At 57.7% G+C, this 16,220-nt stretch carries 16 protein-coding genes; 13 read left to right on the top strand and 3 right to left on the bottom strand.

Features of this window, described 5'->3' with window-relative positions; all coding sequences use genetic code 11:
• The first annotated feature begins 3 nt into the window (after positions 1 to 3).
• From HUV30_RS01335 to feoB, 5 genes are all read left to right on the top strand, one after another.
• Positions 4 to 1,302, top strand: a complete 1,299-nt coding sequence (locus HUV30_RS01335) for a phenylacetate--CoA ligase family protein (protein WP_174403598.1) — start codon at positions 4 to 6, stop codon at positions 1,300 to 1,302.
• Positions 1,303 to 1,532: 230 nt separating this feature from the next.
• Positions 1,533 to 1,781: a FeoA family protein gene (locus tag HUV30_RS01330; RefSeq protein ID WP_174403597.1), complete on the top strand. Its 249-nt coding sequence runs from the start codon at positions 1,533 to 1,535 to the stop codon at positions 1,779 to 1,781.
• Between the two features lie 36 nt (positions 1,782 to 1,817).
• Positions 1,818 to 2,024, top strand: a complete 207-nt coding sequence (locus tag HUV30_RS01325) for a FeoB-associated Cys-rich membrane protein (protein ID WP_174403596.1) — start codon at positions 1,818 to 1,820, stop codon at positions 2,022 to 2,024.
• Positions 2,025 to 2,185: 161 nt separating this feature from the next.
• Positions 2,186 to 2,422, top strand: a complete 237-nt coding sequence (locus HUV30_RS01320) for a FeoA family protein (protein WP_174403595.1) — start codon at positions 2,186 to 2,188, stop codon at positions 2,420 to 2,422.
• A 34-nt stretch (positions 2,423 to 2,456) separates the two neighbouring features.
• Positions 2,457 to 4,640: a ferrous iron transport protein B gene (gene feoB, locus HUV30_RS01315; protein ID WP_174403594.1), complete on the top strand. Its 2,184-nt coding sequence runs from the start codon at positions 2,457 to 2,459 to the stop codon at positions 4,638 to 4,640.
• Positions 4,641 to 4,834: 194 nt separating this feature from the next.
• Here the strand turns inward: feoB and HUV30_RS01310 are convergent, their stop codons facing one another.
• Both HUV30_RS01310 and HUV30_RS01305 read right to left on the bottom strand, forming a co-directional pair.
• A complete protein-coding gene (locus HUV30_RS01310; RefSeq protein WP_174403593.1) occupies positions 4,835 to 5,260 on the bottom strand; it encodes an FKBP-type peptidyl-prolyl cis-trans isomerase in 426 nt (141 codons plus the stop codon).
• 78 nt (positions 5,261 to 5,338) lie between these two features.
• On the bottom strand, positions 5,339 to 6,508 hold the full coding sequence (locus HUV30_RS01305; protein WP_174403592.1) for a M20 metallopeptidase family protein: 1,170 nt from the start codon (positions 6,506 to 6,508) through the stop codon (positions 5,339 to 5,341).
• A 487-nt stretch (positions 6,509 to 6,995) separates the two neighbouring features.
• Between HUV30_RS01305 and HUV30_RS01300 the strand changes: the two genes are divergently transcribed.
• The 3 genes from HUV30_RS01300 (at position 6,996) to HUV30_RS01290 (ending at position 9,446) form a co-directional block, all read left to right on the top strand.
• Positions 6,996 to 7,697, top strand: a complete 702-nt coding sequence (locus HUV30_RS01300; protein ID WP_174403591.1) for a TrmB family transcriptional regulator — start codon at positions 6,996 to 6,998, stop codon at positions 7,695 to 7,697.
• Positions 7,698 to 7,699: 2 nt separating this feature from the next.
• A complete protein-coding gene (lysA, locus tag HUV30_RS01295) occupies positions 7,700 to 8,992 on the top strand; it encodes a diaminopimelate decarboxylase (RefSeq protein WP_174403590.1) in 1,293 nt (430 codons plus the stop codon).
• Positions 8,993 to 9,221: 229 nt separating this feature from the next.
• Positions 9,222 to 9,446 carry a hypothetical protein gene (locus HUV30_RS01290; protein ID WP_174403589.1) on the top strand — a complete coding sequence of 75 codons (225 nt, stop codon included), beginning with the start codon at positions 9,222 to 9,224 and terminating at the stop codon, positions 9,444 to 9,446.
• Positions 9,447 to 9,796: 350 nt separating this feature from the next.
• Here the strand turns inward: HUV30_RS01290 and HUV30_RS01285 are convergent, their stop codons facing one another.
• Positions 9,797 to 10,132 carry a hypothetical protein gene (locus HUV30_RS01285; protein ID WP_174403588.1) on the bottom strand — a complete coding sequence of 112 codons (336 nt, stop codon included), beginning with the start codon at positions 10,130 to 10,132 and terminating at the stop codon, positions 9,797 to 9,799.
• 207 nt (positions 10,133 to 10,339) lie between these two features.
• Between HUV30_RS01285 and HUV30_RS01280 the strand changes: the two genes are divergently transcribed.
• The 5 genes from HUV30_RS01280 (at position 10,340) to HUV30_RS01260 (ending at position 16,216) form a co-directional block, all read left to right on the top strand.
• On the top strand, positions 10,340 to 11,791 hold the full coding sequence (locus HUV30_RS01280; protein WP_174403587.1) for an MATE family efflux transporter: 1,452 nt from the start codon (positions 10,340 to 10,342) through the stop codon (positions 11,789 to 11,791).
• Complete coding sequence (locus HUV30_RS01275) at positions 11,772 to 12,659, top strand: DUF2156 domain-containing protein (RefSeq protein ID WP_174403586.1); 888 nt, start codon at positions 11,772 to 11,774, stop codon at positions 12,657 to 12,659. The genes HUV30_RS01280 and HUV30_RS01275 overlap by 20 nt, the downstream gene beginning before the upstream one ends.
• A gap of 186 nt (positions 12,660 to 12,845) precedes the next feature.
• Positions 12,846 to 13,073, top strand: a complete 228-nt coding sequence (locus tag HUV30_RS01270; protein WP_174403585.1) for a NifU family protein — start codon at positions 12,846 to 12,848, stop codon at positions 13,071 to 13,073.
• Between the two features lie 190 nt (positions 13,074 to 13,263).
• Positions 13,264 to 14,676 carry a glutamate--tRNA ligase gene (gene gltX / locus HUV30_RS01265; protein ID WP_174403584.1) on the top strand — a complete coding sequence of 471 codons (1,413 nt, stop codon included), beginning with the start codon at positions 13,264 to 13,266 and terminating at the stop codon, positions 14,674 to 14,676.
• Positions 14,677 to 14,935: 259 nt separating this feature from the next.
• Positions 14,936 to 16,216: a cyclic di-GMP phosphodiesterase gene (locus tag HUV30_RS01260; protein ID WP_174403583.1), complete on the top strand. Its 1,281-nt coding sequence runs from the start codon at positions 14,936 to 14,938 to the stop codon at positions 16,214 to 16,216.
• Positions 16,217 to 16,220: the final 4 nt, after the last annotated feature.

Below are 16,220 nucleotides of genomic sequence, written 5' to 3'. Positions count from 1 at the left end.
TCGATGTATTTTGAAAAAGACGTAGAGTGCATGGAGCGGGCTGAACTGGAAGACCTTCAGCTTGAACGCCTGCAGGCCACGCTCAACCGGGTGGCACGCAACGTGCCGTTATACAGGCAGCGGTTTGCGGAACTGGGGCTTGATCCGGATGATTTCCGGTCCATGGACGATCTGCGCAAGCTGCCCTTTACCACCAAGCAGGACATCCGCGAAAACTATCCCTATGGACTGTTCGCCGTGCCGCTGCGCGATGTCGTGCGGCTGCAGTCCTCTTCCGGCACCACGGGCAAGCCCATTGTGGTGGGCTATACCCGCAACGACCTCAAACGCTGGTCGCGCCTTGTGGCAAGGGTGCTTGCCATGGGCGGCATGACGCGTGACGATGTGGTGCAGATAGCCTTCCATTACGGCCTGTTCACCGGCGGGTTCGGTCTGCACTATGGAGCGGAAACGCTCGGGGCGTCCGTTATTCCCAGCTCCGGCGGCAATGCCCGCAAGCAGATCATGATCATGCAGGATTACCGCACCACGGCCCTGTGCTGCACGCCGAGTTATGCCCTGCATCTGGCGGATACCATGGAGGAGATGGGCGTTAACCCCAACTCCCTGCATCTCAAGTGGGGGCTTTTCGGCGCAGAGGCATGGTCCGAGGCCATGCGTGAAGAGATTCAGAACCGGCTCAAGGTAACTGCCACGGATAACTACGGCATTTCCGAGGTCATGGGGCCCGGTATTGCGGGTGAGTGTCTTGAGCGGCAGGGGCTGCATGTGAACGAGGATCACTTCCTTTTCGAGATAGTGCATCCCGAAACGGGTGAACCGGTGCCGGACGGCGAAGTGGGCGAGCTGGTCATCACCACGCTGACCAAGGAAGCATTCCCCATGATACGCTTCCGCACGGGCGACCTGACCCGCGTGCTGCCCGACGTCTGCCCCTGCGGGCGCAGGTTCCGGAGAATTGCCCGCATTATCGGGCGTAGCGACGACATGCTGATTATCCGCGGTGTGAACGTGTTCCCCCTGCAGGTGGAAACGGTTCTTCTGGCCATGGAAGGGGCCGAGCCGCATTATCAGATCGTCCTTGAGCGCGAAGGGCGGCTCGACAAAGCCACCGTGTTTCTGGAGGTTTCCGAGAACCTGCTGTTCGACCGCATGCGCGTGGCGCGTGAAGCCCTTGAAGGCATCAAGCGTAAGCTGGCGTCTGAGCTGGGCGTTGCCATGGATGTGGTCTTTGTGGGCCGCAAGACGCTGGAACGGACGGAAGGCAAAATACGCAGGGTTGTGGACCGCCGGCAGTTGTAGATACGGTAAAGGCTGCAGCGGGCCGGTGCTGTAGGCACTGACGGCATGATTTGGATACGGATTGAAAGGAAGTTCTGCGGAGCTTCCTTTTTTTATTCAAAAGAATCGGAAAAATGTGACGTACGTCATGACAAGGTGTTGGATGATAATTATTTTCAATTTGTACGCAGAGGAACTTGACAATCATTTTCAACTGGAATAGTAGAGATTCACGTTTTCGGAGGAATTACATGAACTGTTGTACATTGGATAAGGTACCTGCCGGTTGCAAGGCCACCATCAAGGGGTATTGCGGCTGTTCAAGGGAGCGAGGCAGACTCTGCGCGCTGGGGCTTACCCCCGGCACTGTCGTGGAAGTGTGCGCCCCTTGCAGTGTCAGAGTGCGTGAATCGTGCGTGGCACTGGGAATTGAAGTGGCAGGACTGGTTACCTGTGAACCTCTTGAAAACGACGCCCAGCCCAAGGGCAGGGTAGCTTAGCCCCGGCCCCTGCTGGGCGGGGGAAGGAGTTTTGACATGTGGGATACCATTGGGGTTGTCCTTATTGTGGTTGCTGCTGCGGCCTACCTTATCAGACGGCAGATGAAGAAAAAGCTTTCTGACGGGTGCGGCTGCTCCGGCGGTTGCGGAGGCTGCGGTTCTGCGCGGCATATCCGTTCGGATGCTGCAACAAAGTCCGCTGAAAGTTCGTGCGGTTGCGGCGGAAGCTGCGGCGAGCGATAACGACTGGTTCAGGTTTTCGTTGCCATCTCCGAAAACGTCTGTGCACCGAGTGCACTTTTTTTGGCAACGTATATTGAAAACGATTTTCAAGATCAATTGATCTCACGATAACGCGGTACCCGTGCCGGCCGTTTCGGCAGCGGAATATCTGAGGAGAATGTATGTCCGTTATTCTTCCCCTTCGGGAACTCAAGGTTGGGCAGAAAGCCAAGATTCACAGCGTTACGGCGTCCGGCGAGCTGGGACGCAGAATCCGCGACATGGGGCTTATCACCGGAGCCGAAATCGAAATAACCGGACGTGCCCCGCTGCGTGACCCCGTTGCCCTGCGACTGGTGGGCTTTACGCTCTCGCTGCGCAATAACGAGGCCGACTTCATCACCGTGGAACCGCTGTAATCAGGCTTGCCAAGGAACGTACAGGAATCGAATAATGTCTAAAAAAATTACTGTTGCTCTTGCCGGCAACCCGAACTCCGGCAAAACTACCGCGTTCAATGCCATCACCGGTGCCCGCCAGCATGTAGGCAACTACCCCGGTATCACCGTAGACAAGAAGCAGGGCACCACCTATGTGGACGGCCGGGAAGTGCAGGTTATCGACCTGCCCGGCACCTATTCCCTGACCGCGTACACCATGGAAGAAGTTGTCGCCCGCAGCGTTGTGGCTGACGAGCGTCCTGATATGGTCGTTGATGTTGTCAATGCAGGCGCGCTTGAGCGCAACCTGTATCTGGCCGTGCAGCTTCTGGAAATGGGCGCCCCGCTGACCATCGCGCTCAACATGATGGACGAAGCAAGAAAGCAGGGCATGCGCATTGATGCCCGCAAGCTGCAGTCTCTGCTCGGGGTGCCGGTTGTGGAAACCGTGGCCCGCACCGGCGAAGGCATCGAATCCCTCATGCTGACCGCAGTGGCCAATGGTGACAAGCTGGCAGGCAAGCCGTGGGAGCCTCTGGTTATTTCATACGGCCCCGACCTTGATCCCGTTCTGGAAGAAATGATCGCCCTCATCAACCGCGAGCAGTTTCTCACCGACCGTTATCCCGCCCGCTGGGTTGCCATCAAGTACCTTGAGAGTGACGAAGAGATTCAGCGTATAGGCCGCGGTCTCGGAGCCGTGGCGACCGAACTTGAGGCCCGCGCACGTGAAGTGGCGGACCATCTTGAGGCAACGCTGAAGACCTATCCCGAAGCCGTTATCGCCGACTACCGTTACGGCTATATTTCTTCCATCCTGCGGCAGGGTGTTGTTTCCCGCCTTGATGCGCTGGAAGACCGCCTTGCTGTATCCGACAAGATCGATCAGGTGCTCACGCACCGCATGTTCGGCCCGCTGATCATGCTCGGTATTCTCTTCCTTATCTATCAGGTGACCTTCACCATCGGCGAAGTTCCCATGGGATGGGTTGAAGCCTTCTTCGGCTGGCTCAACGAGACTGTTTCCAATCTGCTGCCTGACGGCATGCTGAAATCGCTTATTGTTTCCGGCATTATTGACGGCGTGGGCGGCGTTATGGGCTTTGTGCCGCTGATCATGTTCATGTTTGTCCAGATCGCATTCCTTGAAGACTCCGGCTACATGGCGCGCATAGCCTACATGCTCGACCGCGTGTTCCGTTTCTTCGGCCTGCATGGTTGTTCCGTCATGCCCTTCATTGTCTCCGGCGGTATTGCAGGTGGCTGCGCCGTTCCCGGTGTCATGGCATCCCGTACTCTGCGCAGCCCCAAGGAAAAGCTGGCAACCCTGCTCACCGCGCCCTTCATGGCATGCGGTGCCAAGGTGCCCGTGTTTCTGCTCATCGTGGGCGTGTTCTTTGAAAAGAATCAGGCTGCCGTGATGTTCTCGCTCACACTGGCAGGCTGGGTATCCGCCTTGCTGGTGGCAAAGCTGCTGCGGTCCACCATCATCCGCGGCGAGGCCACTCCTTTCGTTATGGAGCTGCCCCCGTATCGCGTTCCCACCCTGCGTGGTCTCATGATCCACACCTGGGAACGTACCTGGCAGTATATCAAGAAGGCCGGTACCGTTATTCTGGCCATTTCCATCCTGCTGTGGCTGGCCATGACCTTCCCCAAGCTTTCCGATGAACAGCTTGCTCCCATTGAAGCCCAGCGTGCCGAAATCGTTGCGCAGATGGAAGCGGCACAGGCTGAAGGCAAGGATGTTGCCGCATTCGAGGAAAAGCTGTCGGAAGTGAATAACTTTGAAAGCGAAGAAGCACTGCGCAACTCGGTTGCCGGTCGTGTGGGTGTGGCCCTTGAGCCGGTGACCAAGTGGGCGGGCTTTGAATGGCGCACCAACATAGCACTGGTGGGCGGCTTTGCAGCCAAGGAAGTTATCGTATCCACCCTCGGCACTGCCTATTCTCTGGGAGAAGTGGACGCCGAAGAAGCACAGCCCCTTGCCGAGCGTATTGCCAACGACCCGCACTGGACTCGGGCCAACGGCATATCCCTGCTCCTCTTTGTGCTGCTTTACGCACCGTGCTTTGTGACGGTGGTAGCCATCAAGCAGGAAGCCGGTTCGTGGGGATGGGCAATATTCTCCACCGTATTCAACACGGTGTTTGCACTGGCCGTGGCCACTGCCGCCTACCAGATCGGATCGCTATAGCCTTCAGGTTCAGGACTCATCAGCCTGACATATGTCTGACAACGCCTGGCATACGCCTGGCATGCGCCAGACAAAAGCCTAACAAACAGGCAGGGCCGCCGCTCAAATGAGCGGCGGCCCTTTCAGTATGAATAGTAAAAGGCCGCTGTTTTTTCAGGAACAGCGGCCTGTTGCATACGGGGCTTTATGCCTGATTAGTTGATGGCAACCACTTCGATTTCAAAGGTCAGTTCCTGACCGGCGAGGGGGTGGTTGGCGTCAAGCACGATGGAATCATCATTCACGGAGGCGATGACAACTTCCATCATGCCTTCTTCGGTCTGCAGCTGCAGCATCATGCCCACTTCGGGAGTGATGTGGCTGGGAACCTGCGATCTGGGAACATCCAGAACGAGTTCTTCGTTCACTTCTCCGTAAGCGTTTTCAGGAGCGATGGTCACCTTGGTGGTGTTGCCGACGCCCATACCAAGGACGGCGGATTCGAAGCCGGGAATAAGCATGCCGGAACCCATGGTGAATTCCAGAGGCTCACGGTCACGGGATGAATCAAACACCGTGCCGTCATTCAGCGTGCCGGTGTAATGGACTTTTACGGAATCGCCGTCTTTGACCTGAGTCATGCACGTCTCCTCATTTAAAGGGTTGAAGGGCTAAGAATCGCCACTGTACCGGATAAAGTCAACAGGGAAGGGAAAAAGTCATTCAGTTACAAGGAGTTCCCTTACTGCGCGGCAGAATGTTTCCACGCCTACGGGCAGTGCTGCTTCATCCACGGTGAAGGCCGGGTTGTGAATGGGGTGGGCTCCTTCGTAGCCGGTGCCGAGAAAAAAGAAACAACCGGGAACCTGCTCAAGATAATAGGCCATGTCTTCTCCGCCCATGGTGGGAGTGGCCTCGTGCACATTTTCCTTGCCCGCAGTTGCTGCGGCGGCCCGCCGTATGACATCTGCCATATCCGGATTATTGATGAGGGGCGGGTAGCCGTCTATGAAGGAAAATTCATATGTCGCACCCATGGCATCGCAAATGCCGCCCACCACCTGCCGCATGCGTGCCTCCCAGCGGGCGCGCACGCCCTTGTCGAAGGTGCGCAGGGTGCCGCCGAAGGTGGCGGTTTCTGCTATCACGTTGAAGGCGTGTCCGGCATTGAACACCGCCACGGTGAGCAGGGCTGGCTGCACAGGGTCTATCTGGCGGGAGATGATGCGTTGCAACGCGCCCACTGCCTGCGTGCCTATCTCAAGCGCATCCACGCATTCATGGGGCTTGGCGGCGTGTCCTCCCTTGCCGATGATGGTGACCTCGAAACGGTCCATGGCGGCCATGAGCGGGCCGGATTTTACCGCAACGGCTCCCGATGGGGTGCCGGGCCACACGTGCAGGCCGAAACAGTAATCCACCTTGGGGCTGTAGAGAACGCCTTCATTGATCATGGGGCGGGCGCCGCCGGGAAATTCTTCCGCCGGCTGGAACACGAATTTAACCGTACCGCACAATTCATCGCGCATGGCACAGAGCACCTTGGCCGTGGTGAGCAGAATGGCCATGTGTGTATCATGTCCGCAGGCGTGCATGCAGCCTGCATGAGTGGAGCAGAACTCAAGGCCGGTGCATTCGGTCATGGGCAGGGCGTCCATGTCGGCACGGAGCATGACCACAGGGCCGGGGCGTCCCGTTTCCAGCATGGCTACCACGCCGGTTTTTGCCACGCCGGTACGCACGGCAAGGCCCATGTTTTCGAGCTCCTGTGCCACAAAGGCGGCGGTCTTCACTTCTTCAAAGGCCAGTTCGGGAATGCGGTGCAGATCCCTGCGGGTTTCAATGAGATACGGGGTATGCTCGTGCACGAGGGTGCGAATGATGTCCATACTGTCTCCATGCAGCTTGGTGCGATAATCCGGCGGTGGCGTTCCCGTTGCAGCAGCGGCGGAAGGGTTTGTACCCCTGCGGGCCGCAGCAATCCGGGTGGCAACATCCAGACCGGACAATACGGGCAGTGTAACGCGTTGTCATGTTGGAAACAACCCAAAGGCAGGACAATATGAGTACGTGGCGACCTGAGTGCAGGATTCTGGTACAGTATGGTGCGCGGTGCGTGAAAAAGGCAGCTTGCCCCCGACGGGAACCGGTTGACTGGAACCTGAGCGCTGGGTAGAGGCTGCACGCGGGTCGGCGTTTGTTTCGCAATGGTGGACATTGCCGGAATGAAGCGCCATAGTGCCGCGTTGTTTTGTAAGGAATATGTTTGAAATCGACGCGGATTCGCGTTGAAAAAAGTTATCAATTCGCAGGCAGAGGTATTGACTTCCGGAGAACGGAAGCATAGTAGTACCAATTAGTACCACTGAGGAAGCAATGGAACTCATCCAAGCACTCAAAAAGTTCGGTTTCACGCAGCAGGAATCCCTCATGTATGTGACGCTCAGTCGTCACGGTGGCATGACTGGATACGAGGCTGCCAAGGTGGCGGGCATTTCCCGCTCCAACGCATACGCGGCGCTGTCCAGCCTTGTGGAAAAGGGCGGGGCGGTTGTTTCCAGCGAGGACGCCAGTAACTATGTGGCAACCCCCAAGGAAGAGCTGCTGCTGAACCTGAAGCGGTCCTGCGCAAGGACCATTGAATTTCTGGAAGAAAACCTCCCCGAACAGGAGGAGGGCGCGGCCCCGTATCTGACCGTTTCCGGCTATGAGAACACGCTGGACAAGATGCGGAACATGATGCTGATGGCGGAACTGCGCATATACATCTCGATGCATTCAACCAACGTGGCGTTGCTGCGAAGCGAGATTTCGGGATGTGTGGAACGCGGGCTGAAGGTGGTTATCCTCTGTAACGAGGACCCCGGCATCAGGGGCGCGCAATATATGAAAAACAACGCGGGCACCGGCAACGTGAAGCTGATAGCCGACACCAGCGAGGTCATCGTGGGGTTGGTTGAAGTGAACAAGGGGCAGTGCCTGTATTCAAAGAACAAGCACCTTGTGTACCTGATGCGTGAAGCGCTCTTGAACGAAATAGAGCTGATCAGGTTGCGGGGGGGCATGACAGGAGACTAGCAATGGCGAATGTTCGTTCCACCTATACGGACAGCGTGGATTTTTTCGGGCTCAACACGCCCATGGAGCTTGTGGAAGAATACGGCAGCACCCTGTATGTCTATAACGAAGACATGCTCCGCCGCCGGTGTTGCGAGATAAAGGCTCTTTCCACCCATCCGGGATTCACGCCCAACTATTCCGCCAAGGCGAACACGAACATTCACCTGCTCAAGATCATCCGCGAGGAGGGCATGGTGGTAGACGCCATGTCTCCCGGCGAGATCATCATGAACCTGGCTGCCGGATTCACGCCGGACCAGATTCTGTTCATCTCCAACAACGTTTCTGCCGAAGAACTCAAGTTCGCCATTGATCACGGCGTGTACGTGAGCGTGGATTCTCTTTCGCAGCTCGACCTGTTCGGCGAGATCAACCCCGGCGGCAAGGTGGTCATCCGTTTCAACCCCGGCATCGGGGCAGGACACCACGCCAAGGTGGTAACGGGCGGCAAGCAGACCAAGTTCGGGGTCGATCCCGAAACCATGGATGAGGTGCGCGACATCATAGAGCGCCACAACCTCACCCTGTGCGGCGTGAACATGCACATCGGTTCCCTGTTCATGGAACCGGATGGCTACATCGAGGCCATGCAGGTGCTGCTGTCCATTGCGGAGCAGTGGGATACCCTTGAGATCATCGACTTCGGCGGCGGTTTCGGCATTCCCTACCGCAAGTATGAAGGGCAGGCCCGCCTCGATATGCAGAAGTTGGGCGAGGCCTTCCATGCCACCATCAGCGAGTTTGCCGAGCGCACCGGGTACACGGGGCGTTTCATGTGCGAACCCGGCCGTTACATCGTGGCCGAATGCGGCCTGCTGCTCGGCACCTGCTACAGCGTGAAGAACAACGGTCCCAAGCGCTTTGTGGGCACGGACCTCGGCTTCAACACCCTTGTGCGCCCCGCCATGTACGACTCCTTCCATGACGTGGAAATATACCGCGAAGACGGCGAACCTGTTTCCGCAACCATGGAACAGTCCATTGTGGGCAACATCTGCGAATCCGGCGACATCATCGCCAAGGACCGCCAGTTGCCCGAGATCATGGAAGGCGACATCATCGGCATGCTGGATGCCGGGGCATACGGCTACGTCATGACCTCACCCTACAACCAGCGCCTGCGCCCCGCCGAAGTGCTCATCCAGTCCGACGGCAAGCCCAGACTTATCCGCCGCCGCGAAACCATTGCCGACCTGCTTGCCATGTATCCCGAAGCGGCAGAGCTGACAGAACGCTTTCGCGCCTGCGCATAACGCATAGATATTTGCCGCCCGCGCGGCGGTTACGATAGTTGCGCATGAGGGCCGCCTCCTTCATGCGGAACAGGTTTCCGGGTGTGTTGTTCCCCAAGACAACCAACAACGCAATCCCTGCCGGTTGGCACGCCCGGATCCACATTCGCTTCGCGAAACTCCGTATGCCGTTCCCGGCGCTTTTCCGTGGTTTCCCTGCAAGGTTCTTCGGAAAGGTCCGGCCGTCGAGATGACACCCGACACGTGGTCCGCCACCATGCGTCCATCCGGCGGGGGCCTGATTGTGCATATGGGGGATTACCGCGGCGAATTGCAGCACCGGTATGCCAGCCGGTGCGGCGCACCGCTTTCATGCCGTCCGTCGACTGCCATCGGCGGGCGGCATGAGTGGTGCGGCAGAAATGATGTGGTGGCAGCCGGTATGTATTCCGGTGCCAGCCGCAATTCCGTCTGAACAGGGGCGGGAAAATTTTCAAGTGTTCCGCATGATTCGGCCAAGGTGCCCGACTCATGCACGGAAGGAGCAGCTGGAGCGCAGGACCAGTATTCGCAGAGTGTGCCCCTCGACGAGTCGGTTCGAATGCAACAGGGAAGCACTGTTCCTTGCCGGACATGCAGGACTGCAGCAGCAGCCTGCCTGCACCTTGCCGATCAATGTGCGGCGTTCTTTGCTGCACGGTGCGGGGCCGCTTTCTTCTTGAAGAAAGCGGCCCCGCTGTCGTTTGTCATATGGTTGTGAAGGCTTTTCTGCTGCATGCGGCAGAGGAATACCCATATCCGCAATTGACTTTTTTCCGTATGGGCCTACTTTTTCTGCTGCTTGACGGACGTTCGAGCCAGATTGCTGGAAGCCCGCACCTGTACCGCCGTGGTGGATGCCATCTCGCCTGCATCTTCGGGCGAGGGGCCCATGACGATGGGATCTTCGGAAACACCCCGCGTCCCCCCTTTGATACGGGAGAATTGTTTCTCCGCAGCTTCCAGATACCGGCTGAGCGCTTCGTCGATCACGGCATCCACATTGAGCTTTTTGCCCAGCTGTTTCGCCAGGTTTTTGGCGTGTTCCAGCCGTGCGGCCAGCTCCGCATCCACATTGAAGATGACCCTTTTGGTCTCCTGCTCTTCCTTGAATATGCGCATGATATGCCTCCGTGTCCGGATTGTGTGAGAGTTCTGTACATATTTTGTACAAGAAGTGTGTTCCAGTGGCAAGGTTTTTCCGACATGACAAGGGCGGTTCCCCCCAGGGTACATGGTTCCCTTTCGGTCGGTTGACCATGTGCTGCTGGTAAGGCACTATGTAATACTGGAAGTGTAACCGTCATCAATGGACTGGTATATCGTCTGATGTCTATGAAAGCAGCGCCTGAAACAGATCAGGCTTCGTATAGAAATATCTGGAACCTCTCGTGGCCGCAGATCGTGATGATGTTCTTCCACTTTTCCATCGGGTTTATCGATGTGTGGGTGGCCGGGCAGATTGACCGAAGCGTGCAGGCAGCGGTGGGGCTTATTTCCCAGAGTCTGTTCTTCTTTCTCGTTATCGGCATGGCGGTGGCCAACGGCAGCGTTGCGGCCATAAGCCAGTCGTTCGGTGCGGGGCTGCGGCGCAGGGCTTTTCGCTATATCGGGCTGGTGCTCTATATCGGCCTGATTTTCGGCTCGGCCATATGGGTGGTGGGGCGGCTTTTCAAGTGGCAGTTCCTCGGCATTCTGCAGGTTCCGGATGAGATTTTGCCTGTAACGGGCTATTTTCTCGATGTGTTCCTGATGCTGTTGCCCGCCTATTACCTGATGGTGGTGACCAACGCGGTATTCAGGGCTCAGAAACTTGTGGTTGTGCCGCTTGCCTCCACGGCCATTGCGGCCGTGGTGAACGCGTTTACGGACTTCGGGTTCGGTCTTGGCTGGTTCGGCCTGCCGAACTTCGGCTACAAGGGGGTGGCATGGGCCACCTTTGCCTCCGTCACGGCAGCCACACTGTTCAACGTGTACATGCTGTACCATCACGGCCTGCTCAAGGCGGAGACCTTTCCCCCTCTGCGCTGGGTGCGCAAGGGCCTGCCGTATCTGCTGAAGGTGGCGCTGCCCACGGGCGGCATGCAGCTGTTGTGGCATCTCGGCTATATGGTGCTGTTTGCCATTACGGCCTCGCTGCCCAACGATAATGTGAACGCGCTTGCGGGCATGACGGCGGGCATGCGTGTGGAGTCTCTGCTGTTTCTGCCGGCGTTTGCCTTCAACATGACGGGCAGCATTCTGGTGGGGAACAGTCTCGGCGCGGGCCGCAAGGATGAGGCACTGCGCATAGCCCTGCGTCTGACGGGTATTGCCTGCGGTTCCATGACCCTTGTGGCCGTGTGCATGTATCCGTTCATTGATCCGCTTGCGGCGTTTCTGGCACCGGAACCCGCGGTTGCCAGACAGGCGGTGAACTATCTTTTGTATAACATCCTTTCCATCCCGTTCACGGTGGCCAGCATGACGCTGGGCGGCATAATGACCGGAGCGGGGGCCACCATATACACCTTTGCGGTATACAGCTCCGCAACGTGGCTGGTGCGCCTGCCCATAGCCTATACGCTTGGCCACTTTGTGTGGAAGGATGCTGAAGGCGTGTATCTTGCCATGCTGATTTCCCAGATATTCCAGTCCAGCGCGATGATGTATATCCTGCTCAAGCGCGACTGGTACCGGTTCAGCATGATGAAGCGCAACAACAAGGGGTGCAGGACCGAGGAAGAATGCTGTCCTCCCCCGCTTGAAGGAGCGAAGACCAATGTCAGACCTGCAGTTTAGTCCGATCTCGCTTGATCGGATGCACGAATATAACGAACGTTTTGCCAAGTGCCCGTCGCCTTCATCGGACTACAGCTTCACCAACCTGTGGGGCTGGGCCGAGGAATACGGGCTGGAATGGGCGTGGAGCACCACGCACGTGTGGGTGCGCCAGACCCGGCCCGATGTGCGCTACTGGGCGCCGCTTGGCCCGTGGAACGAAGTGGACTGGTCGCAGTGTCCGCTTCTCAAAGCCGGCGAGCGGGTGTTCAACCGTGTGCCCCAGCAGCTCATGGAGCTTTGGCAGGCACAGCTTGGCGACCGCGTGCAGGTGGAAGAAGCCCGCGGGCAGTGGGATTATCTCTACAGCGCGGAAGAACTGGCTACCCTGAGCGGGAACAAGTTTCACAAGAAGAAGAACCATGTGAACCAGTTCAAGAAGCAGTACATGTTTGAGTATCACCCCCTTACGCCGGACTGCGTGGAGCATGTGATTGCCCTGCAGGAAGAATGGTGCCAGTGGCGTGAATGTGAAGAATCCGAAGCCCTGCTTGCGGAGAACGAAGCCATTGTGCGCGTGCTGGAAGAGTGGGATGTCATTCCCGGTCTGGTGGGCGGCGCTATCTACATTGACGGCGAGATGGCCGCGTATACAGTGGGCGAGAAGCTCACGGAAGATACGCTGGTGGTGCATTTTGAAAAGGCCCGCAACGGATATCGCGGCGCATACCAGGCCATCAACAATCTCTTTGTGGCTGCCGAAGGTGCCGACTACACCTATGTGAACCGCGAGCAGGACCTTGATGACGAAGGGCTGCGAAAGGCCAAGCTGAGTTACCACCCCGTTGATTTTCTCAGAAAGTATACGGTGACGGTTGCTCCGGCCTGATTCGGGCCCGACGGGCCGGAAACCCCATATCAGACGCAAGAACTGAACGAGGCGGGAGGCATACGTCTCCCGCTTCTCGTTTCAGGGTGTTACATGATACCCATGAGTGTTTGACACACCATTTCAAGGGCGCTAGAACGACTGCGCCGGGGCGAGTCCCCGAACCTTCCCTTCAGGAGCAGGTATATGAGAGATAAAGTGGAAGCCGCATTGGCCAAGGTACGTCCGTACCTGCAGAACGACGGCGGAGATGTGGAACTTGTGGAGATTACCGACAAGGGTATCGTGATGGTCCGCCTGACCGGACGCTGCAAGGGCTGCCCCATGTCCAAGGTCACCCTGCGCAACACCGTTGAGCGCTTTGTGCTCAAGGAAGTGCGCGAAGTGAAGGGTGTGGAAGCCGTCGAAGAATAGCGGTCCGGTTTGTGCCGGTTTTTCCGGTCCGGTCTGTCTTTCTTCCGTTCCCGACGTGTAACGGAGAAATGCGGCGTCAATTGTGGCGTTGCCGTTTCCGTGCAGGTTTGCCACCCGTTCATTCCATACAGCAATATTTCCGCCATGCACCGGCATCTTCGGCAGCATGCGCGTCTTGGAGAAGTACCACATGACGAATCCTGTTGATTCCCGTCAGGTTGTCACCCGTTTCGCCCCCTCACCCACGGGGCATCTGCATATCGGCGGTGCGCGTACCGCCATTTTCAGCTGGCTGCTTGCCCGCAAGATGGGCGGCCGTTTTGTGCTGCGCATTGAGGATACGGACCGCGAACGTTCCAGACAGGAATACACGGACGCCATTCTCGAATCCATGCGCTGGCTCGGGCTGGACTGGGATGCGGACCCCATCTATCAGAGCCAGCGTGACGATGTGTACAACAAATACATCGACCGCCTTATCGAAGAGGGCAAGGCCTACTGGTGCGAGTGCTCTCCCGAAGAAGTGGAGGCCATGCGCGAGGCTGCCCGCGAAGCCGGAGACAAGCCTAAGTACAATGGCAGGTGCCGTGCGCGGAATCTCGGCCCTGGCGAAGGCCGCGTGGTGCGTTTCAAGGCTCCCGTGAGCGGCAAGACCTCGTGGGTGGACCTTGTGAAGGGCCCCCTCGGGTTCGACAACACTGAACTGGACGACATGATCATCCGCCGCAGCGACGGATCGCCCACCTACAACCTTGCCGTTGTGGTGGACGACCACGAACAGAACATCACCCATGTGCTGCGCGGTGACGACCATGTGAGCAACACGCCCAAGCAGATCATGCTGTACGAGGCGCTGGGCTTTCCCATTCCCAAGTTCGGCCATGTGCCCATGATTCTGGGTTCCGACCGCAAAAAGCTTTCCAAGCGTCATGGCGCGCTTTCCGTCATGGAATATGAGAAGATGGGCTTCCTGCCGCAGGCTCTGGTGAACTATCTGGTTCGCCTCGGCTGGGCATACGGCGATCAGGAAATCTTCGAGCTGCAGGAGCTGATCGAGAAGTTTTCCACCGATGGTCTCAGTTCTTCGCCTGCGGGCTTCGACCCTGACAAGCTGCAGTGGCTGAACGCTCATTACATGAAGGCCACTCCCGATGCAGAGCTGGCCGGTCTCGTATATCCCTTTGTGGAAGCAGCCGGTTTTGCCGGAGCCGACAAGGGCTATGTGGCCGCGCTGGTGCCGCTTTTGAAGGAACGCGCCAAGGATTTGCCCGAACTGGCAGAAGCCATGCGCTTCATGCTTGTTGCGGATGCCGAGCTTGCCTATGACGAGGCTGCGGTTGCCAAGGCCCTGACCGAAGAAGGCAAAAAGCATGTGGCCGGTATGCGTGCCCTGTTCGCAGGACTGGAATCCTTTACCAAGGAGACCACCCACGATGTGATGGCCAAGTACGTGGAAGACAACGGCCTGAAGTTCAAGGCCGTAGGTCCGCCCCTGCGTGTGGCTCTTGTTGGTGCCATGGGCGGCCCCAACCTGCCGGACGTGATGGAAGTGCTGGGCAAGGAACGCACCCTCGCCCGTATGGACCGTGCAGTAGCCCTGTAAGCGCCGGTGTGCCATGTGCGGCACAATTGCAAACGACAAGCCCCCGGTCTTTCTGATCGGGGGTTTTTTTGTATAAAATGTGTTCGGGGTGAAGGCCAAAGTCCTGTTGACCCCTCATGCCGCCAGGGGTAATGTGGTATATACTTGGGGTGAATGACAATATGCGCTGGTTAAGGTGATGCGTCACCACCATCCGTCTTCTGTCTGCTGCGCAGGCGGGCGGTCCGGTCCGGCAGCAACCTTTTGAAGGCGTATGCTGATGGGCTTCACTGAATATCCGATACATGTGGATCAGCTGTGTGTGGGCGTTTTCGTGCGTCTGGATACGGCTGAGATCTCGCTGCCCTTTCCCTCCCGCAGTTTCAAGATAGATAAGCAGGAGCAGATAGATATCATTCGTGCGTCCGGCTTAAAGCACGTCATCTGCGTGCTGGACAAGTGCGACAAACTGCCCATTCCCCTTGATGAGGCGCAGGCCGATTCCGCCAAGGCCGAAGCTGGCCCCCGTACCCCCGTATCCAAGGAACTGCTGGGCCTCAAGCGCGAAACCATTGAGCGCAACAAGGAACGCAAGGCCCGCTTTGCCCGCTTTGAGAAGCAGTACGATCAGACCATGGTCAGCGTGAACAAAGTGATGCGGCGCATATCATCCAAATCGGGTGAGGCCGTTGATGAGGCCGGTGAACTCGTCCGCGCCATGGTGGATACCTTTCTCGGCGATGCCGACGTGGTTGTGGGCCTGATGACAAACAAGCCCACCGATGAGAAAAAGCACTACCACGCGCTCAACATAACCGTGCTTTCCATGATGGTTGGCAAGGATATGGGGCTGGATGCCGAGGCCATGCATATTCTTGGCATGGGCGGTCTTTTCCACGATATAGGCAAGGGCAGGGTACCCATTCAGCAGCTCAAGGGCGGCAAGGCCACGGCCATGAGTTCCGTGCTGAAATCGCACTATACCTCCCACCCTGAGCAGGGGGCAAGGCAGGCGCTGGAAATGCCCGGTTTTCCCCGGCAGGCCGTGCGCATCATCCTTGAGCATCACGAAGCAATGGACGGTTCCGGTTTCCCCAAGGGATTGAGCGGAGACGCCATCATGCCCTATGCGCGTATCGTGCATGTGGTGGACGCCTATGAAAATTTGCTCAACGATGAAAACGGCGGCGCAACCCCGCACGAGGCGCTGAAGTGGCTGTTTGCCATGGCCAAGAAGGCTGGCACGCTGGATGCCCGCATTGTCTCCGTGTTCATCCGCTGCCTCGGCGTGTACCCGCCGGGAACGCTGGTGCAGCTTTCCAACGGCGCAACAGGTATGGTGCTGGCCACCAATCCCGCAAAGGCGGCGCGCCCCACCGTGCTCATCTACCATGCTGATGTTCCGCGCAAGGAAGCGCTGGTGGTTGATCTGGCCGTGGAGGATGAACTGGAAGTTTCCGCCACCATCAAGGCCGACGATCTGCCCCGTGAAGTCTACGCCTACCTCTCGCCTGTTTCGCAATACAATTACTACGCCGAGTCCATGCCCAAGGGGAGCTGACGAT

The organism is Desulfovibrio subterraneus (assembly GCF_013340285.1).
Taxonomy (GTDB): Bacteria; Desulfobacterota; Desulfovibrionia; order Desulfovibrionales; family Desulfovibrionaceae; genus Halodesulfovibrio; species Halodesulfovibrio subterraneus.
The sequence above is the reverse complement of the archived record's forward strand: the minus strand, read 5'-3'. Positions and strand labels throughout refer to the sequence as shown.

Excerpts from the sequence above, each read along its gene's own strand:
- HUV30_RS01335 (WP_174403598.1), top strand. The coding sequence starts at position 4 with ATGTATTTTGAAAAAGACGTAGAGTGCATGGAGCGGGCTGAACTGGAA.
- HUV30_RS01330 (WP_174403597.1), top strand. The coding sequence starts at position 1,533 with ATGAACTGTTGTACATTGGATAAGGTACCTGCCGGTTGCAAGGCCACC.
- HUV30_RS01325 (WP_174403596.1), top strand. The coding sequence starts at position 1,818 with ATGTGGGATACCATTGGGGTTGTCCTTATTGTGGTTGCTGCTGCGGCC.
- HUV30_RS01320 (WP_174403595.1), top strand. The coding sequence starts at position 2,186 with ATGTCCGTTATTCTTCCCCTTCGGGAACTCAAGGTTGGGCAGAAAGCC.
- feoB (WP_174403594.1), top strand. The coding sequence starts at position 2,457 with ATGTCTAAAAAAATTACTGTTGCTCTTGCCGGCAACCCGAACTCCGGC.
- HUV30_RS01310 (WP_174403593.1), bottom strand. The coding sequence starts at position 5,260 with ATGACTCAGGTCAAAGACGGCGATTCCGTAAAAGTCCATTACACCGGC.
- HUV30_RS01305 (WP_174403592.1), bottom strand. The coding sequence starts at position 6,508 with ATGGACATCATTCGCACCCTCGTGCACGAGCATACCCCGTATCTCATT.
- HUV30_RS01300 (WP_174403591.1), top strand. The coding sequence starts at position 6,996 with ATGGAACTCATCCAAGCACTCAAAAAGTTCGGTTTCACGCAGCAGGAA.
- lysA (WP_174403590.1), top strand. The coding sequence starts at position 7,700 with ATGGCGAATGTTCGTTCCACCTATACGGACAGCGTGGATTTTTTCGGG.
- HUV30_RS01290 (WP_174403589.1), top strand. The coding sequence starts at position 9,222 with ATGACACCCGACACGTGGTCCGCCACCATGCGTCCATCCGGCGGGGGC.
- HUV30_RS01285 (WP_174403588.1), bottom strand. The coding sequence starts at position 10,132 with ATGCGCATATTCAAGGAAGAGCAGGAGACCAAAAGGGTCATCTTCAAT.
- HUV30_RS01280 (WP_174403587.1), top strand. The coding sequence starts at position 10,340 with ATGTCTATGAAAGCAGCGCCTGAAACAGATCAGGCTTCGTATAGAAAT.
- HUV30_RS01275 (WP_174403586.1), top strand. The coding sequence starts at position 11,772 with ATGTCAGACCTGCAGTTTAGTCCGATCTCGCTTGATCGGATGCACGAA.
- HUV30_RS01270 (WP_174403585.1), top strand. The coding sequence starts at position 12,846 with ATGAGAGATAAAGTGGAAGCCGCATTGGCCAAGGTACGTCCGTACCTG.
- gltX (WP_174403584.1), top strand. The coding sequence starts at position 13,264 with ATGACGAATCCTGTTGATTCCCGTCAGGTTGTCACCCGTTTCGCCCCC.
- HUV30_RS01260 (WP_174403583.1), top strand. The coding sequence starts at position 14,936 with ATGGGCTTCACTGAATATCCGATACATGTGGATCAGCTGTGTGTGGGC.